This window comes from Microvirga sp. VF16, from assembly GCF_016864375.1.
Taxonomy (GTDB): domain Bacteria; phylum Pseudomonadota; class Alphaproteobacteria; order Rhizobiales; family Beijerinckiaceae; genus Microvirga.
On sequence record NZ_CP069357.1, the window covers coordinates 399,551 to 415,914 of the forward strand.

Consider the following 16,364-nt stretch of genomic DNA (forward strand, 5'->3'; position numbering starts at 1 on the left):
CGGGCAGGCCGCCGATAGACGTTGGGCTGAGAGCCCGAGCTCGTTACATGGCCGCCCCCTTGCGACTTGCCCGGATGCGCTGCGAGCGCGGATCAGTAGGTGTCGTGTTGCCCGCCAGCTCCCGTTTTGGACGAGCACAGCTCGGAGGGAGCCGGCATGCGCATCATCGGACTGGATATCCACCGCGCCTTCGCCGAGGCGGTCGCCTGGCAAGAAGGCAAGCTCAAGCGGATCGGGCGCATCGACATGCGCCGGGACCAGCTGACGGCCTTCGCGGCCTCGCTATCAGGCACTGACGTGGTCGTGGTCGAAGCAACCGGCAACGCGGCCGCCGTAGTGGCGGTGCTCCGCCTGCATGTGAAGCGTGTCGTGATTGCCAATCCCATGCAGGTGCGGGTGATCGCCCATGCCAAGATCAAGACCGACACCATCGACGCCGGTGTCCTGGCCCAGCCCTATGCCAGTGGCTTCCTGCCCGAGGTCTGGATCGCCGACGAGGCGACCCAGGCCTTGCGCCGGCAGGTCACGCGGCGCAACCAGGTTGTACGTCAGCGCTCCCGGCTCAAGAACATCATCCAGTCAATCCTGCATGCTCATCTGATCCCCGCGTGTCCCGTGGCTGATCTGTGTGGCCCTAAAGGACGGGCTTGGCTGTCCGAACAGGTCCTGCCGGACGATGAACGCTTTGCCATTGAGCGGCATCTGCGGGAATTCGACCGGTTGGCGGACGATCTCCGGGTGATCGAGCGGGATCTCGCGCGCTCCGCTCTGGCTGACGAGAGCGTCGCGCACCTGATGACCATTCCCGGGATCGACATGGTGGTGGCGCTCGCGCTGACGGCAGCCATTGGCGACATCCAGCGCTTCGAGGCCCCCGAGAAGCTGGTCAGCTACCTCGGGCTGAACCCGAGTGTGCGTCAGTCTGGTCCTGGGCCAGCCCATCATGGCCGGATCACCAAGCAGGGACGTGGGCATGCCCGCGGCATGCTGGTCGAGGCCGCCTGGGCCGCAGCACGAGCCCCTGGTCCCCTGCGGGCATTCTTCCTGCGGGTGAGCAGCCGGCGCGGGCAGCATGTGGCGGCGGTGGCAACCGCCCGCAAGCTGGCTGTCCTGATCTGGCATTTGCTGCACAAGGGTGAGAGCTATCTCTGGGCGCGCCCGGCGCTGCATGCCAAGAAGATGCGTGAGCTCGAACTCAAGGCGGGACACCCGGCCGCCCGCGGCCAGAAAGGAGCAGCCCACGCCTACAATCTCAAGAGCCATCGTGATCAGGAACGCCGCTGGGTCGAGCAGGCCGAGGCTGCTTACGCGCGGTTTGTGGCGGGCTGGAATCCTCGTGGCCCGAGATCCGGAAAGGTGCGCACGGGCGCTCTAAAGGAGGAGCGACAATAAAGGCTGCGCGGCAGGGTTTGCACCTCAAGCCCTGCTCTTTGCCACAGAGTCACCCGTGCGCGAGAGGAGAATACACCAGTTGCGGCAAAAAAGCTCTTGTCGATCACATCAGTCGTCCAGGGATGGCGCGGTTTGGTCAGGCGGTGATCGATGTCGTTCTGCGCACAGGCGAGCTCGAACGAATGCGCCCGGAAGATCTCGCCGCGGGCCATCGCCTCTTTGATCAGAGGGGCGGCCGAACTGGTGTTGCCAGGCGTGGTAAAGTGGGTGCCGTTGTCGGTGAGAACCGTATGGATCTTGTAAGGCACGGCCGAGATCAGCGCCCGTAGGAAGTCGCCCGCCACGCGCCTTGTGGCTTTCTCATGCAGTTGGGCAAAGGCGAACTTAGACGTGCGATCTATGGCCACACACAGGTAGAGCCTGCCTTCTTCCGTGTGCACCTCGGCGATGTCGATATGGAAGTAGCCGATCGGATAGCTCTTGAACTTCTTCTTGGCAGGCTTGTCACCGGTCACCTCGGGCAAGCGGCTGATGCCATGGCGTTGCAGACAGCGATGCAGGGAGGAGCGCGTCAGGTGCGGGATGGTGGGCTGGAGGGCATAAAGGCAATCGTCCAACGGCAGCAGGGTGTGCTTGCGGAAGGCGATGACGATCGCCTCTTCCGCAACCGAGAGCACCGTTGAATGCGGTGCTCTCGGTCCCGTCGGGCGATCTGCGGTGGTATCCCGCTTCTTCCATTTGGCGACGGTCTTTGGGTTGATGCCGTGGCGCCCGGCAAGGGCCCTCAAGCTCGCTTGACTATTTTGTATTGCTCGACGGACTGCCTCTGTCGTTGTGGCGCTCCCATGGAGAACCTGGCCCATAGCGCATCCCTCCATTCAGGGGACAACAATGCACCATCAAACCCTGGGATCAAACATCTAGCGGCGGTCTGAAGTCGTGCACAGCTATCATCGACGGCGGCCCTATGATGTCCCGTTTGGCGGACGGTTCGTCCAGGTCAAACTCAGGATCCGTCGATACATCTGTCGGAATGCCGCTTGCTGGCGGCGAACCTACGCCGGGCCACTGGCGGTTCGCCTTGCACCGTTGGCTTGAACGACATGGCGCCTTGCTGACGCAAAGACGAGGAGAGCGGCTGCGCGCGGAGGGAGTGCGGGGTCCTGCTCAAGCCGGTCGGCGGGAGGAGGTGGGAGGCGATGAACCTACCCGGTACGATCAGTTGCAGGCCCAGATAAAGGCTCAATAGGCTCGGAACAGCCGTGTAGCAGCTTTCAGATTCCTTTTCGGGACTAATCGACACCGAGGCACAGGCTCTCCGCCGGCAGGATGTGCCGCCACTCAGATACCAACTGCCGATAGGCATCTCCGACCGGCCGAATGTTGCGATCAAGGTCGAAAAGTCCAAGCGGGTTCACACGCCCGTTGGTTTCTCGCAAGGCGGTGTCCCAGTCAACCTGGTCGATCAGGCTGTACCAGGTGAAGCCTATAATTGGCACGCCATCTTGCCTGAGCCGCACCATATTAGCCCATTCTTTCCTGAGCCAATCAGGTGCCCGCTCGGTGTCTGCGAGATTGGTCTCAGTATGCATCACTGGAAGATGGTAGCGGTCGTAGTACTGCTTGGTGATGATGTAGTAGCCAAAGAGCTCGCCCGAAGCGATGATAGGTCCGTCCTCGGCCGGAACCATGTGTTCGTTCGTGATATAGTAGTCATTCCCCATAATACAGAACGGTTTGACCGCACGCCCCGCTCGCATAAACCAATGATAATCCTCCCGCGTTAGGCCATTGTCGAGGAGGTACTCGTACATGCAAGCGCGGACGTCGACGCCGTAGCAAAGGTCGAGCGAGAGAAAGCGCTTCTGATTATGGAAATCGGCGCGTGCATCGGCTGCCGGCTTCTCCGGGTGGAAGTACTCGGTTGATTCACTTTGAATAAAGTAGGTGCCCTGCGGACCGCGCGCTTTCAGGATTGCCGCCTCGGCCAGCAGATTGGCGCGAGCCAGATGTTTGAGCGCAGTGACGAAGCCTTCGTCTGAGGTCAGGCGCTCGTTCCACCACCCGAGCTGGCCGGAGAAGACCGCTGTGATGAAAATTTCGTTGACAGGCGTGTAAAACCGCACCTCTGGGTAGCGGGCAGCGAAGGCGCCGGCATAGCCCGCGAACAGTTCGGGCCAGTCCGAATTCTGAAAATCCCCGATCCAATCCGGGACGCCGAAGTGGCACAAGTCGACGATAGGAGTAATGTTGAGGCGCCGAAGCTCGGCGAGCGCCTCGTCAGCGTAGGACCAATGATACCGATCGGGCCCTTCGTGAACCCGGTAGTACGGAGGCCCCCATCGCAGGTAGTCGATGCCAAGCGCACGCACCAGTGTGAAGTCGTCGCGCCATCGCTCGTAATGGCCCGTCTTCGCCATTTCGTCCACCCGAACCGAACCCGCATCGGGTCCGGCAATCGTCGGATAGCTGTTTTCGATACCCGTCGCGAACATAAATGTGTGAGGGCCTCCAGACCGGCCACTGACGGACGCAAGCAGCGATTGATCGAACTCGTTGAGCATGTATACCTCTCGAAACGGCAGCGATTAGTCGCATGCGAAAGGGATGCGCTCTCACGATCGGGTCTTGAGCCTGCGCGCAGCCTCACGCGACGTTTAGGTCGTGGATCGGGTAGCGCCTGTATCGACATTAAGCATGAGGCAGGCTCAAGGTCATGAGTGCCAGGCCAACAACTACACTCGCGCAGGACGCGACTGGGCCCAAGCTGCTGAGGAAAGCGCCCCCAGGAACCCACTGGAGGCCACGATGATGACACTATCACGCTCCGGCGTCAGGTCTGATGCGGCCATGAAGCTGTCCAGTCCGCAGTTGCGCTGCTGCCTGTTCACGGGCGATGCGAAACGGTCGCTTACTCGTTGCGGGTGCCCACGAGCGCGAGGAGGAACTGCAACATGTTGATGAAGTCCAGGTAGAGCGTCAGGGCGCCGAACACCGAGACCTTGGCGGCGGCCTCGGTGTCGAGATTACCGTACAGGTACATCTCCTTCAGCTTCTGCGTATCGTAGGCGGTGAGGCCGGCGAAGATCAGAACGCCGATCACGGAAATGCCGAACTGCAGCGCGCTCGACGCGACGAAGATGTTCACGATCGAGGCCAGGATCAGGCCGACGAGGCCCATGATCAGGAACGAGCCCATGCCCGACAGGCTGCGGTTCGTGGTGTAACCCCACAGCGACAGCGCCCCGAACGACGCCGCCGTGATGAAGAACACCTGCACGACGCTCGCGCCGGTGTAACGGATGAGCAGCGTCGAGAGCGAAGCACCCATCACCGCCGCGAAGGCGAAGAAGGTGCCACGGGCCGCCGCCGCCGACATCCGGTCCATGCGGAACGAGACGAAGAAGATGAACGCCAGAGGCGGCAGCGCCACAATCCACATCAGCGGCGTGGTGTAGAGGGTCGCGCCGAACTGAGTCAGTCCGATGCTGCCGATACGGGCGACGGCAGCAGCCGGATCGCTCGTCGTGGCCAGCATGTTCACGCCGAGTGCGACCAGGGCCGAGATGGCAAGGCCCAGGACCATGTTGTTGTAGACGCCGAGCATGAAGGCGCGCAGGCCCTGGTCGACCTGGGCCTCCGTCCGGGTCAAGCCGGTGCCATAGGCGGTTTGGTTTTGCTCATACGGTTGCATCGGAGTCCTCTTTCCGAAGGTTGGGAGCAGCAGCCCGCGTCGACGACCACGAGGCGTGATCTCCCCGGGTGTCGAGCTCGGGCGCTGATGCCTATATTCACTTAGTTCGCTGAGATACGCGATGTGGTTACACGCTCACAAACCTGTGACTAGGGCAGCTCTCGCGGCAGAACCGTCACGTTGGCCCCCACCGCCTCCGCGTCGCCGATGGCGTAGCCGTTTCCAGATGAACAAGTTGGGCGGAGCATCCGGCGCGTCCGCCTCCCTCCTGAAGCTCCCTCGCGGTGCGGAGAGGCTTGCCAGATCACCTGCCGCCAGAACCTCGTCTCGCGGCGTCTGGTCTGCGCGCCATACGCTTGGGCGTCAGGGTGGGAGGCGATCGGCGCTTTGCAAGAGGCCGATCCTGTCGTCAGCTGCCCCCTTGTGGTGCAATGCGCCAGCAGACATCCAGCAGACGCAGGGTCGCTCCTCGGGAGCCAACGGTTTCAGCCTAATTAAGGCCCTCAGGCTCAAATTATGCTGTAACTTGTTCCCACCTTCATTCGAACTCATCTCTAAGCATGCGGCCGGCGCCGCAGACCAAAATGCGCCGACCACAGTTCCGGAGGCATAAAGCTGCCGCTGGCAGAGCGGCCGTTATTTGAGCCGCCCGGAGCGAAACATTGCAGCGGCCGGCCTACCCCTTGGTTGGCCATCTTGGGGGCAGAGGCGGAATACACGGCGTTCATCGTGATCTGGCGAGCGGCAGGAATCGGTAGATCCATTTCAAGGAGGATGACATGACACTGCAAATCGGCAATGCGGCCCCGGACTTCGAAGCCGAGACGACCGAAGGCCATATCCACTTCCATGACTGGATCGGCGACTCCTGGTGCGTGCTGTTCTCGCACCCAAAGGACTTTACGCCGGTGTGCACGACCGAACTCGGTTACATGGCCAAGATCAAACCCGAGTTCGACAAGCGCAATGTCAAGATCGTCGGGCTCACCGTCGATCCCGTCGATAACCATGCCAGGTGGGCCGACGACATCAGGGACACGCAGGGCTTTGCGCCGAACTATCCGATGATCGGCGATTCCGACCTGAAGATCTCAAAGATGTACGGCATGCTGCCAGCCGGCACGACCGGCACCTCGGAGGGCCGCACCCCGGCCGACAATCAGACGGTGCGGAACGTGTTCGTCATCGGGCCAGACAAGAAGATTAAGCTCATCCTCGTCTACCCGATGACCACCGGCCGCAACTTCGACGAGGTCCTGCGCGTCATCGACTCGCTCCAGCTGACGGCGAAGCACAAGGTTGCGACACCGGTCAACTGGGAGCCGGGCGAGGACGTCATCATCGCCGGCTCTGTGTCCGACGATGAGGCCAGACAGACATATCCGCAAGGCTGGACAGCGCCGAAACCCTATATGCGCATCGTGCCGCAGCCGAAGGATTAAAACCGCAGGCCGCAGCGGACGCACCGTCATAATGACGCTGCGTCCGGCAGCGTCCAGGGATGGACATGGGAGCTCCCGGACATGCCGGACCAAGCCAAGACAAGCAGGCGTCCCGGATCGGCCAACGATGAACGCAGCAAGGCTGCTTTCCATCTCCCGTGCGTGAGGCGCTGGGGCTCCTACGTTGTCGTCGACCCGGCTCCTGATATGTTCTGCATTGCGGCCACTCGACGAGACGTCAGTTGGCGGGATTTTCAATCTCATCCGAACTCTAGGCTGTTCGGTGGAGTGGGCCCAAGAAGCCCGTTCAGCACGGTCACCTTTCCGGGACAGGGACAGGGGAGAGCAGGGCTGGAGGCCAACTTGGGACAGACAAGTCCGCGCTCGATGTAATGTAAGCGGTGCCGTTTAGCGGGTCTATCTACAGCCGCGGGACTTCGTTCCCGGAACCACGAACACAGCCGCTACGACGACATGCAGGTCACCGCAAGGGAACCCTTCAACAAGTGAGACAGAGGAGGGCGCTCATGCTCAAGAAGGCCCATTTCAAAATCGGCGAGGCCGCTACTGCGTCCGGCGTCCCGGCGAAGATGATCCGATACTATGAGCGCATTGGCCTGCTACGGTCAGTGTCGAGGACGACGCACGGTTACCGGCTCTACTGCGACGCTGATATCCGAGCCCTTCGTCTGATCCGACTGGCGCGCAGCGTCGGCATTTCGATCGTCGGATGTAGGGAGCTTCTCCGTCTCCTGAGCGGAAGGATGCGCAGAGTCGATCGAGAAACGCGTGCGATGAAGTATGCTCAGGACCTCGAAGCAAAAATGTCCGCGCTGCAGACGCTGATCCTCCTTCTGCGGCAGGTTGCAGAAAGCGAGGATTCAGAAAACGCGGCGACATTTCTGGCCGTGGGTAGTAGCCCAGACAACAGTGGCACGGCCACTGCACAAGGGCAGAGAAGAGGCCCTCGTGATTGGCATCACGCTTGAGAGGTTTGCGAGGCTTCAATCTGGCCCGAAGCAGCCTCGGACCGGTCCAGCTTCCCTGGGGGCCGCAACTGCCTGCTCAAGGGCCTCAGGCGGCAAGGGTGGAGTTGTCAGACGGCACTTTCTCGGAGCCGTGCACGCACACCAAAAGGTGGCTCGCACAGCCGCTCCATTCTAGGCTGCTAAGGTGCCCGGCGGGATAATGGTCGCTCTGGCTAGACTTGCGGGGGACGATCGAACCGCCCCTCTGAATCGTCAGACCAGCGCTGGGCATCATCGGCGAGGGCCACGACCAAGGCCCCGAGAACAAGATGCGTCCACATCGCTGCGGTTACCGCCGAAAACCCAAGCACCCACGGCGCCAAAACGACCCAGATGCCGAGAGATAAGTTGATCCATTCCTCCCACCTCTCGAAGGCGATGATGGCCGCCAGAGCCAAGAGGGTAATCGTAAGGCCAAGACCCCAGGCATTCCAAGAAGCTGCGGTATTTGCGGTATATCTCAGCGCCCAGGGAGAAATGAAGAGCATGACCCCAATTCCTAGGGTGGCCACGTCCAGCGCAGCGCCATTTCTCCAGTGATAATGATACATCGCAACCTCCAAAGTAAGGAAGGTCGCCTCCCACATCAGATAATTCTACGGCTTCCAGCAACAGGAAGGTCAAGAACTCCACGCCAGGAGTAATCTTGGGAGGGTGCGGCACCCCGTCGCAGCCACAATCAAAACCTGCGCTCGGCGTTAACTTATTGGTGAAGTGGTCTTTTTTTGGTTTGACCGAGTGGAAGCATCAGCCCTGATCTCCAACTGGGCAGGATCAAGCGCAAGGAAGTTAACCAATCTCAAATCGAAGGACGCTCCCAGGCAAAGGCAACGAATGTCATGTCGGACACGGTAGTTCACCTTCAGGTGCGGAGGTCGGAGCAATCGACCACCACTCCAATGCGTACTCGGCGGCAGGAGAACCTGATGAGCATTGGGCAGGCTGCCCATGCCTCAGGTCTACCAGCAAAAACCATTCGTTATTACGAGGAGATCGGGCTCATCGGGCGGGCAGAGCGTACCGATGCCGGATACCGGATCTACACGGAGGCGGATGTCCATACCCTCCGCTTCATAAACCGCGCGCGGAGTTTGGAATTTTCTCTCGAGGAAGTGAGGCAGCTCCTTGCTCTCTGGCAGGATCGCAACCGATCCAACACTGAGGTGAGGCAAATTGCACTCGGGCACGTGTCTGAGCTCGACCTCAAGATCAACGAGCTCGTTGCCATGCGCGACGTGCTGAGGAACTTGGCAAGTCATTGTCATGCTGATGGGCGACCTGACTGTCCAATTCTGAGCGATATTGCTGAGGCCACAGGGATATCTCCGGGCTCATAGGAAGAACTTGCCCGTCTCAATAGTGAGGTGCAGATCAGTTGACGCTCCGGCAGGGGCTCGGGCAACCGATGTCGCTGATCAGAGGCCGCCATAAGACCACCTCAAAACAGCCCAGCAGGATCCTGTCAGCCGGACCGACTGTGCCGGGTGGCATCTTGCTTCTGTGTGGGCCAGACATGCGAGCCCGGTCTTCACCCCTACCGAGATCGGTGAGAACCTCACGAACCCACCAACATCTCATCAGCGTCCTCTGCGCTACGGGTGTATGTCCGCAGCAATGCCCTGGGCTAGGAGGCATGGTTCATGTGATTGCTATGGAAGCGGTGGGACCCAAATGGAGCTGATCGCGCCTCCAAATCGGCGCTGACGTGCCGCGCGCGCCGATCAATCTTCGAATCCGCAATCATTCCGAGCAGCTCATCAAGTCTTCGGGTCGACACTCCTTAACATCTCGACATGGATCTTCGGGTGGCCAACGAGCAAGAGCTACATCAATACGAAGCCAGCGGGAGGCCTGCGGCCCGCAGACTGGACGTGCCGCAAAGCCGCAATTGTGAGGATCTCGGAAGACGCCATGCGCTCGAATATCGAAATGCACTCGCGTGCCTGGAAAGGCGCGGGTGCACACCTCGTCCGCTCCAATTCACGTCAGCGTGAAGATGTAACCTGCTTCGACGTCCATCCGAACTTGTGTGCAGCAGCAAGAATCGGATGAATTCGCGACAGGACGCTGTCTGTCGCGCACGGTAATTGCGAAGCTTTGTGATGGCACCCTTCAGGCCCAAGAGCTCATATCGGTGCAATCTCCAGTTTCCTCGTCAAGTGGCTCTGTTGTGGAGGCTGACGATGACACGCAGCGGACCTGATGTTGTAACCGTTAGCGACGAACCGACGCGGCGAGATTTTTTGTTTGTGTCCACCGTTGCCGCCACATCCATTGGCGCCATGATGACCGCGTGGCCCTTTATCCTTGCACTCGGACCAGACGCTCAGACCATCGCATCCGGTGCTCCCGTCGATCTTGATCTGACGCCAATAGCGGAGGGGCAGATCGTTAAAGTGTTCTGGCGGGGACGCCTGATCTTCGTGCGTCACCGCTCCCCAAAGGAGATTGCGCTGGCGCAGGATGTCAATTTGGCGTGGCTCATAGACCCGCAACTTGACTCAGAGCGGGTGAAGGAGGGCCACGCGCAATGGCTGATCACCTCCGGCTACTGCACGCATCTCGGGTGCGTACCGCTCGGTCATCAAGGTCCTTACGAGGGCTGGTTCTGTCCCTGCCATGGATCGGTGTTCGACACGTCCGGGCGCGTGCGCCGTGGTCCGGCCCCGCTTAACCTGCCGATTCCACCCTATGTGTTCGTTTCAGACACGAAGGTTAGAATTGGCGTAACAGCATAACGGTCATTTCCGGCCGGTCCGCAAAACACCGGGCGATCACCCGCGAAAGCCCAACGGGAGCTGATCTCAATCGCTTGATGGAGGTCCGCTTCGGTCACGAGCGGCGCGGCCATGCCGTCAGGTGCGTTCTCAGCAGCCATCGGCGTAACTCCCACTGTCACACAAGGTCGCTATCGCGATGCTTCTCCGGTTTTTAAAATTATTCCGCTCACGTAATCGTGAGCATGTAACCGAATGCAGAGATCATGCGAACTCCCAGGAAAGGGCAGGCCATCGGGGTGGCCGGCAATGTGGGGGATTTGCACATGTTCAATTTGAGGCGGGGGTGGGTGGCGTTCTTAGCAGCCGGTTTAGTGGCGGCTGGTGCACAGGCGAATGCCACCGTCCGAGCCTACGAGGTTCAGCTCGTCGAGCAGGTCCGGTCGGCCTTTTTCGGGTTTACGGCTCAAGCCCGTGTCGGCGACACCGATGATTACGAGTTCCAGCTGGTCGAGCGGCAGGTAAAACAGGGTGGCGGAGCGACCGTCACAGTGCGGCTCGTCAACAAACGGACCGGGAAGACCTTGCCCGACGCTGTCGTCTTCATGAACCGCCTCGATATGGCGCCGGATGGCATGGCTGACATGACGGCGCCGGTCCACCTGCTGCCGGATACGCTTCCGGGCTACTACCGGTTCGAGACCGACCTTTTCATGGCCGGCGGGTGGGCGCTCACGCTTGCCGCCAAGCTGCCAGACGATAAGGGCTTTATCCAGAACCGGCTCCATCTGGAAGCGGTGAGTGAATGAAGGCCGGCCAGTCCCAGACCACAATCCGTGCGCTCACACCAGCGCACAGCGGGGGTAAATCATGAGATCCTTCCTTTTCATCGTGTCGCTGATAGCGGTGCTCGGTGTCGCGGCGGCAACCGGATATATCGCAGGCCGCGCAAATCCCGTGCTGCCGAGTTGGGTGCCGGCGCCCGTCGCCACGGCCTGGTCGACGCTGTTTCCTTCGCATCCTGCGCCCGCCTCCGCTGTCTCGGACAGCCTGAATGGCGAGTACGAGTTCAAGCTCACCTCTGAACAAGTGAAGCAGGGGGATGGCGCCACCATCGCCGTCCAACTCGTCCATAAGCCGACCGGCAAGCCAGTGCCCGATGCGGTCGTGTTTGCGCGCCGTCTCGACATGGCGCCGGAGGGAATGCCGACCATGACGGCTCCGCTCGAGCCGCAGCCCGGAACGGAGCCTGGTGTCTACCGTTTCAGGACAAACCTCGCGATGGAGGGCGGTTGGCAGCTGTCGCTCGCGGCCAAGGTGCAGGGCCAGACCGGCACCGTTCAGAACCAGCTTGTGCTGAAAGCGGTGCCGTAATGAACCAGATCACCCCTATTCGCGCGTTCGATCGTGCCGACCAGCAGGGCCGGCGGAGGAAAAGCGCCGTGAAGCGGATCGCCCCGATCATCCTCGTGCCAGCGGCACTCGCCGCCCTCGCGGTAGGCTTTCGCCTGGGCCAGGAGGGCTGGCCGTTACCGGCTTGGGTCCCGGCCCCAGTTGCGTCGGTGATTGGCGGTTCGGCTCCGACCCCAACCGGGCCGATCGCTTACTACCGCGATCCGACCGGAAAACCATTCTACGCCGCAGCGCCGAAAAAGACCGAAGACGGCCGCGACTATCGTCCGGTGCCGGTCGGCGAGGATGTGAGCTTTGAGGAGAAGCCGAAGGACACGGCAGCGGAAGGGTCTGCCGGCGCAGGGGGCAAGCGCATCCTTTACTACCGGAACCCCATGGGCTTGCCCGACACCTCACCGGTGCCGAAGAAGGACTCGATGGGAATGGACTACCTGCCCGTCTACGAGGGTGAGGCCGAAGACGGATCCACCGTAAAAATCTCGCCTGGCCGGCTCCAGCGCACTGGCGTGCGGTCGGAGATCGTTGAGCGGCGTGTCGTCACGCGTCCAGTGCGCGTACCGGGCACGATCAAGCTCGACGAGCGGCGTATTGCTGTCATCTCACTGCGATCTGAGGGCTTCGTCGAGAAGGTCGAGAACGTCACGACGGGTGACCGGGTACGTATGGGCCAATCCCTCTTTCGCCTCTATTCACCTGAGATCGCGGCCGCAAGCGCCCAGTACCTGAGCGTCGTCAACGAGGGGGGCTCGACTGGGATCCGCCCCCTGGTTCTTGAAGGCGCGCGGCGGCGCCTGGAGAACTTGAACGTGCCGCCCGAGGTGATCTCCGAGATCGAGCGCACCCGCAAGGTGCCGACCACGATCACCTGGTCTGCACCGCGGGAAGGCGTCGTGCTCGAGCGCAACGCGATCGAGGGGGCGCGGGCCATGCCGGGAGATGTCCTGTTCCGCATCGCCGACATCTCCACGCTGTGGGTGCTCGCCGATGTCCCGGAACACGATCTTGGCGCCGTTCGGCCGGGCCAGACCGTCACCATCCGGCTGCGCAGCCTGCCAGGACAAGTTTTCCAGGGCAAGATCGGCTTGATCTATCCGCAGCTAAACCCGGAAACCCGTACGGCCCGCGTCCGGATTGAGATTGCAAACCCCAGCGGTCTCCTCCTCCCGGACATGTATGCCGATGTCGAGGTTGCAACCGGCGCCGACAAGCCGGTTGTGGCGGTGCCAGACAGCGCCCTGATCGATACCGGGACGCGCCAGGTCGTGATCATCGACAAGGGCGAGGGCCGCTTCGAGCCGCGGGAGGTCAAGGTCGGTGACCGCGGCGCAGGCTTCGTCGAAATCCGGGACGGCGTCGTGCAGGGGGATCAGGTGGTCGTATCGGCGAACTTCCTCATTGATGCCGAGAGCAATCTCAAAGCCGCGCTGCAGAGCATGGCGGCCTCGACCGAGGAGAAGGCCCAATGATCGCCCGTATCATCGGCTGGTCGGCCCGCAACCTGATGCTCGTCCTGATTGGGACGGTGTTTGCTGTTGCGGCCGGTCTCTATGCGTTGCGCAGTCTGCCGCTGGATGCCATCCCGGACCTCTCGGACGTCCAGGTCATCGTCTACACCGACTACCCCGGCCAGGCGCCTCAGGTCGTCGAGGATCAGGTTACCTATCCCTTGACGACGGCCATGCTGACGGTGCCGAAGTCGAAGGTGGTGCGCGGCTTCTCGTTCTTTGGCGTGTCGTTCGTCTACATCATCTTCGAGGATGGCACGGATCCGTACTGGGCGCGCTCGCGGGTGCTCGAATACCTCAATGCCGCGACACAGCGCCTGCCGACCGGGGTGACTCCGAGCCTCGGGCCAGATGCGACCGGCGTCGGCTGGGTTTACCAGTACGCCGTGATCGCCAAGGACATGACCCTGGCCGAGTTACGCTCGATCCAGGACTGGAAGGTCCGCTTCGCCGCCGCCAAGGCGGAAGGAGTCGCGGAGGTCGCCGGTGTGGGCGGCTTCGTTAAGCAGTATAACGTCGTCATCGACCCGCGGCGGCTCCGTGCCCAGGGCATCTCGTTGCAGAAGGTGCGTGAGGCAATCCGCATGAGCAACGCGGATGTCGGTGGACGCACGGTCGAACTCTCCGAGTTCGAGTTCATGGTCCGGGGCCGCGGCTATCTCAAGAACATCCAGGATATCGAGAGCGTCGTGCTGAAGAGCGACGCCGGCACGCCGGTGCGCCTCGGGGACGTCGCCCGGGTTGAGCTTGGACCGGACGAGCGCCGCGGCATCACGGAACTCAACGGCGAAGGTGAGGTTGCGAGCGGGATTATCCTGCAGCGCTTCGGGGCGAACGCGCTCAACGTGATTGAGAACGTCAAGGCGCGGCTGGCCGAGGTCGCCTCAAGTCTTCCCAAAGGCACTGAGATCATCCCGGTTTATGACCGCTCGCAACTAATCGAGGCCGCCATCGAGACGCTGAAGGGCACGCTGGTCGAGGAGAGCATCATCGTCGCCCTGGTGTGCATCGTGTTTCTCCTCCATGTCAGAAGCGCACTGGTGGCCATCCTGATGCTGCCGGTCGGGATCCTGATGGCGTTCGGCGCCATGAAGCTCATGGGGCTCGGCTCTAACATCATGAGTCTCGGCGGCATTGCGATTGCCATCGGTGCGATGATCGACGCCGCCATCGTCATGATCGAGAACGCCCACAAGCATCTCGAGCGGGCACCGCCCGACAAGCCTCGTGTTGAGGTTTTGATTAAGGCGGCGAGCGAGGTCGGGCCGGCCCTGTTCTTCAGTCTCCTGATCATCACGGTCTCCTTCCTGCCGATCTTCACGCTGGAGAGCCAGGAGGGCCGCCTCTTCGGGCCACTCGCCTTCACCAAGACCTTCGCGATGGCCGCGGCGGCGCTGCTGTCAGTGACGCTGGTGCCGGCCCTGATGGTGATCTTTGTGCGCGGGCGGATCGTCCCGGAGCACAAGAACCCGATCAACCGCTTCCTGATCTGGATCTATCGGCCCATCATCCGGGGGGTGCTCAAGGCGAAGGTTCTGACAATCCTTCTCGCATTGATAGCGCTCGGCGTGAGCGTGTGGCCGGCGCGCCAGATCGGCTCCGAGTTCATGCCGAGCCTCAATGAAGGCACGTTGATGTACATGCCGACGACCTTGCCAGGGCTGTCGGTCACCAAGGCAGCCGAGTTGGTGCAGACCCAGAACCGGATCATCAAGACGTTCCCGGAGGTTGCATCCGTCTACGGTAAAGCCGGTCGTGCGATGACAGCGACCGACCCTGCCCCGACGGAGATGTTCGAGACGATCATCAACCTGAAACCGAAATCCGAGTGGCGGCCTGGTGTCACCATCGACAGCCTCAAGGCGGAGATGGACCAGGCGCTTCAGTTCCCCGGTGTCTCGAATGCCTGGACCATGCCGATCCGAGCACGCATCGACATGCTCTCGACCGGCATCCGTACGCCGGTCGGCATCAAGGTGTTCGGGACGGATCTTGCTGAAATGGAAAAGATCTCGCGTCAGGTCGAGGCCGTGGTCAAGGCGGTGCCCGGCACATCGAGCGCCTACGCCGAGCGGGTGATCGGGGGCTACTACCTCGACATCACGCCCAACCGGACGGCGCTTGGGCGCTATGGTCTGACAGTGGGCGACGTGCAGGACGTGATCGCGACCGCGCTTGGAGGCGAAACGGTGACGAACACCGTCGAGGGCCGCGAGCGCTATAGCGTCAATGTCCGCTATCCCCGTGAACTGCGCTCGAACCCGCAGGCCATCGCGACCGAGGTCCAGGTTCCGCTCCCGAGCGGCGGCACCGTGCCGCTCGGCGAAGTTGCCGAGGTCAAGCTCAACCGGGGCGCCACTTCGATCCGCACCGAGAATGGTCAGCTTGCCGTCTATATCTTCGTCGACATCACCGGGCGTGACCTGGGCGGCTACGTCGCCGAGGCGAGACAGGCGGTGGCGAACGAGGTCCAATTCCCACCCGGCTATTACGTCCAGTGGAGCGGGCAGTTCGAATATCTGGAGCGCGCCGAAGCACGGCTGAAGATCGTCGTGCCGGTCACGCTCATGATCATCTTCCTGCTGCTGTACCTCAACTTCAAGCGACTGACCGAGACCTTGATCGTCATGCTCTCGCTGCCCTTCGCGCTGATCGGCGGTCTGTGGCTGATGTGGTGGCTCGGCTTCAACATGTCGGTCGCCGTCGCGGTCGGGTTCATCGCGCTCGCAGGCGTTGCCGCGGAAACGGGCGTGATCATGCTGATCTATCTCGATCACGCGATGGAGGAGGTGAAGGCCGAGAGGGCTGCGCAGGGTCGGCCGTTCACGAGAGCGGATCTCTACGAGTCGATCATGATCGGCGCCGTCGAACGCGTGCGGCCCAAGATGATGACGGTCATCGCGATCATGGCCGGCCTGGTCCCGATCCTGTGGAGCACCGGCACCGGTTCCGAGATCATGCAGCGCATCGCCGTGCCGATGATTGGAGGCATGATCTCGTCGACCCTGCTCACGCTGATCGTCATCCCGGCAATCTACGCCCTGATCAAGGGCTTCCGGCTCCAGCGCGACCGGGACATGGACGAGGAGGAGCTTGACCGCTCGCGGGCTGACGAGCAGGCCTCCGGACTTTGGCAGGCGGCGGAGTAATGGCTGAGATGAGACTCATTCTCG

General features: G+C 61.7%; 13 protein-coding genes and 1 pseudogene. 10 read left to right on the forward strand and 4 right to left on the reverse strand.

From position 1 onward, the window contains the following. The first annotated feature begins 171 nt into the window (after window positions 1-171). Entirely contained in the window at window positions 172-1,392 is a 1,221-nt protein-coding gene (locus tag JO965_RS41020; protein ID WP_203447457.1) for an IS110 family transposase, read from the forward strand. A 95-nt stretch (window positions 1,393-1,487) separates the two neighbouring features. Here JO965_RS41020 and JO965_RS41025 read toward each other — a convergent pair. After that, window positions 1,488-2,255, reverse strand: a pseudogene (locus JO965_RS41025) (DDE-type integrase/transposase/recombinase); the annotation flags it as partial. A 76-nt stretch (window positions 2,256-2,331) separates the two neighbouring features. Between JO965_RS41025 and JO965_RS49860 the strand changes: the two are divergent. After that, window positions 2,332-2,490: a hypothetical protein gene (locus JO965_RS49860; RefSeq protein WP_371827002.1), complete on the forward strand. Its 159-nt coding sequence runs from the start codon at window positions 2,332-2,334 to the stop codon at window positions 2,488-2,490. Between the two features lie 194 nt (window positions 2,491-2,684). Here JO965_RS49860 and JO965_RS41030 read toward each other — a convergent pair whose 3' ends face one another. Both JO965_RS41030 and JO965_RS41035 read right to left on the reverse strand, forming a co-directional pair. Next, a complete protein-coding gene (locus JO965_RS41030) occupies window positions 2,685-3,887 on the reverse strand; it encodes a family 1 glycosylhydrolase (RefSeq protein WP_246777273.1) in 1,203 nt (400 codons plus the stop codon). Between the two features lie 416 nt (window positions 3,888-4,303). After that, the gene (locus tag JO965_RS41035) at window positions 4,304-5,086 is read right to left on the reverse strand and encodes a Bax inhibitor-1/YccA family protein (RefSeq protein WP_203446801.1); all 783 of its coding nucleotides are present in this window, start codon (window positions 5,084-5,086) and stop codon (window positions 4,304-4,306) included. Window positions 5,087-5,865: 779 nt separating this feature from the next. On the opposite strand from JO965_RS41035, the gene JO965_RS41040 reads away from it, so the two are divergent. Together JO965_RS41040 and JO965_RS41045 are read left to right on the forward strand one after the other, a co-directional pair. Further along, window positions 5,866-6,528, forward strand: coding sequence for a peroxiredoxin (locus JO965_RS41040; RefSeq protein ID WP_203446802.1), 663 nt, complete (start codon window positions 5,866-5,868; stop codon window positions 6,526-6,528). A gap of 527 nt (window positions 6,529-7,055) precedes the next feature. Further along, window positions 7,056-7,517: a MerR family transcriptional regulator gene (locus JO965_RS41045; protein ID WP_203446803.1), complete on the forward strand. Its 462-nt coding sequence runs from the start codon at window positions 7,056-7,058 to the stop codon at window positions 7,515-7,517. A 212-nt stretch (window positions 7,518-7,729) separates the two neighbouring features. Here the strand turns inward: JO965_RS41045 and JO965_RS41050 are convergent, their stop codons facing one another. Further along, complete coding sequence (locus JO965_RS41050) at window positions 7,730-8,143, reverse strand: SPW repeat protein (RefSeq protein ID WP_371827003.1); 414 nt, start codon at window positions 8,141-8,143, stop codon at window positions 7,730-7,732. Window positions 8,144-8,482: 339 nt separating this feature from the next. On the opposite strand from JO965_RS41050, the gene cueR reads away from it, so the two are divergent. The 6 genes from cueR to JO965_RS41080 all read left to right on the forward strand — a co-directional run bounded on the left by cueR (window position 8,483) and on the right by JO965_RS41080 (window position 16,340). After that, a complete protein-coding gene (gene cueR / locus JO965_RS41055) occupies window positions 8,483-8,893 on the forward strand; it encodes a Cu(I)-responsive transcriptional regulator (protein ID WP_203446804.1) in 411 nt (136 codons plus the stop codon). Between the two features lie 846 nt (window positions 8,894-9,739). Further along, window positions 9,740-10,294 carry a ubiquinol-cytochrome c reductase iron-sulfur subunit gene (gene petA, locus JO965_RS41060; protein ID WP_203446805.1) on the forward strand — a complete coding sequence of 185 codons (555 nt, stop codon included), beginning with the start codon at window positions 9,740-9,742 and terminating at the stop codon, window positions 10,292-10,294. A 245-nt stretch (window positions 10,295-10,539) separates the two neighbouring features. Continuing rightward, window positions 10,540-11,082, forward strand: coding sequence for a FixH family protein (locus tag JO965_RS41065; protein ID WP_246777216.1), 543 nt, complete (start codon window positions 10,540-10,542; stop codon window positions 11,080-11,082). 61 nt (window positions 11,083-11,143) lie between these two features. Continuing rightward, complete coding sequence (locus JO965_RS41070) at window positions 11,144-11,647, forward strand: FixH family protein (protein WP_203446806.1); 504 nt, start codon at window positions 11,144-11,146, stop codon at window positions 11,645-11,647. Next, window positions 11,647-13,152, forward strand: a complete 1,506-nt coding sequence (locus JO965_RS41075; protein ID WP_203446807.1) for an efflux RND transporter periplasmic adaptor subunit — start codon at window positions 11,647-11,649, stop codon at window positions 13,150-13,152. The genes JO965_RS41070 and JO965_RS41075 overlap by 1 nt, the downstream gene beginning before the upstream one ends. Next, a complete protein-coding gene (locus tag JO965_RS41080) occupies window positions 13,149-16,340 on the forward strand; it encodes an efflux RND transporter permease subunit (RefSeq protein WP_203446808.1) in 3,192 nt (1,063 codons plus the stop codon). Before JO965_RS41075 ends, JO965_RS41080 begins: the two co-directional genes overlap by 4 nt. The last annotated feature ends 24 nt before the right edge of the window (window positions 16,341-16,364 follow it).

What these genes read in the sequence shown, in the direction of transcription:
- JO965_RS41050 (WP_371827003.1), bottom strand. Translation starts at nt 8,143, where the DNA reads ATGTGGGAGGCGACCTTCCTTACTTTGGAGGTTGCGATGTATCATTAT.
- cueR (WP_203446804.1), top strand. Translation starts at nt 8,483, where the DNA reads ATGAGCATTGGGCAGGCTGCCCATGCCTCAGGTCTACCAGCAAAAACC.
- JO965_RS41075 (WP_203446807.1), top strand. Translation starts at nt 11,647, where the DNA reads ATGAACCAGATCACCCCTATTCGCGCGTTCGATCGTGCCGACCAGCAG.
- JO965_RS41030 (WP_246777273.1), bottom strand. Translation starts at nt 3,887, where the DNA reads ATGTTCGCGACGGGTATCGAAAACAGCTATCCGACGATTGCCGGACCC.
- JO965_RS41040 (WP_203446802.1), top strand. Translation starts at nt 5,866, where the DNA reads ATGACACTGCAAATCGGCAATGCGGCCCCGGACTTCGAAGCCGAGACG.
- petA (WP_203446805.1), top strand. Translation starts at nt 9,740, where the DNA reads ATGACACGCAGCGGACCTGATGTTGTAACCGTTAGCGACGAACCGACG.
- JO965_RS41065 (WP_246777216.1), top strand. Translation starts at nt 10,540, where the DNA reads ATGCGAACTCCCAGGAAAGGGCAGGCCATCGGGGTGGCCGGCAATGTG.
- JO965_RS41045 (WP_203446803.1), top strand. Translation starts at nt 7,056, where the DNA reads ATGCTCAAGAAGGCCCATTTCAAAATCGGCGAGGCCGCTACTGCGTCC.
- JO965_RS41035 (WP_203446801.1), bottom strand. Translation starts at nt 5,086, where the DNA reads ATGCAACCGTATGAGCAAAACCAAACCGCCTATGGCACCGGCTTGACC.
- JO965_RS41080 (WP_203446808.1), top strand. Translation starts at nt 13,149, where the DNA reads ATGATCGCCCGTATCATCGGCTGGTCGGCCCGCAACCTGATGCTCGTC.
- JO965_RS41070 (WP_203446806.1), top strand. Translation starts at nt 11,144, where the DNA reads ATGAGATCCTTCCTTTTCATCGTGTCGCTGATAGCGGTGCTCGGTGTC.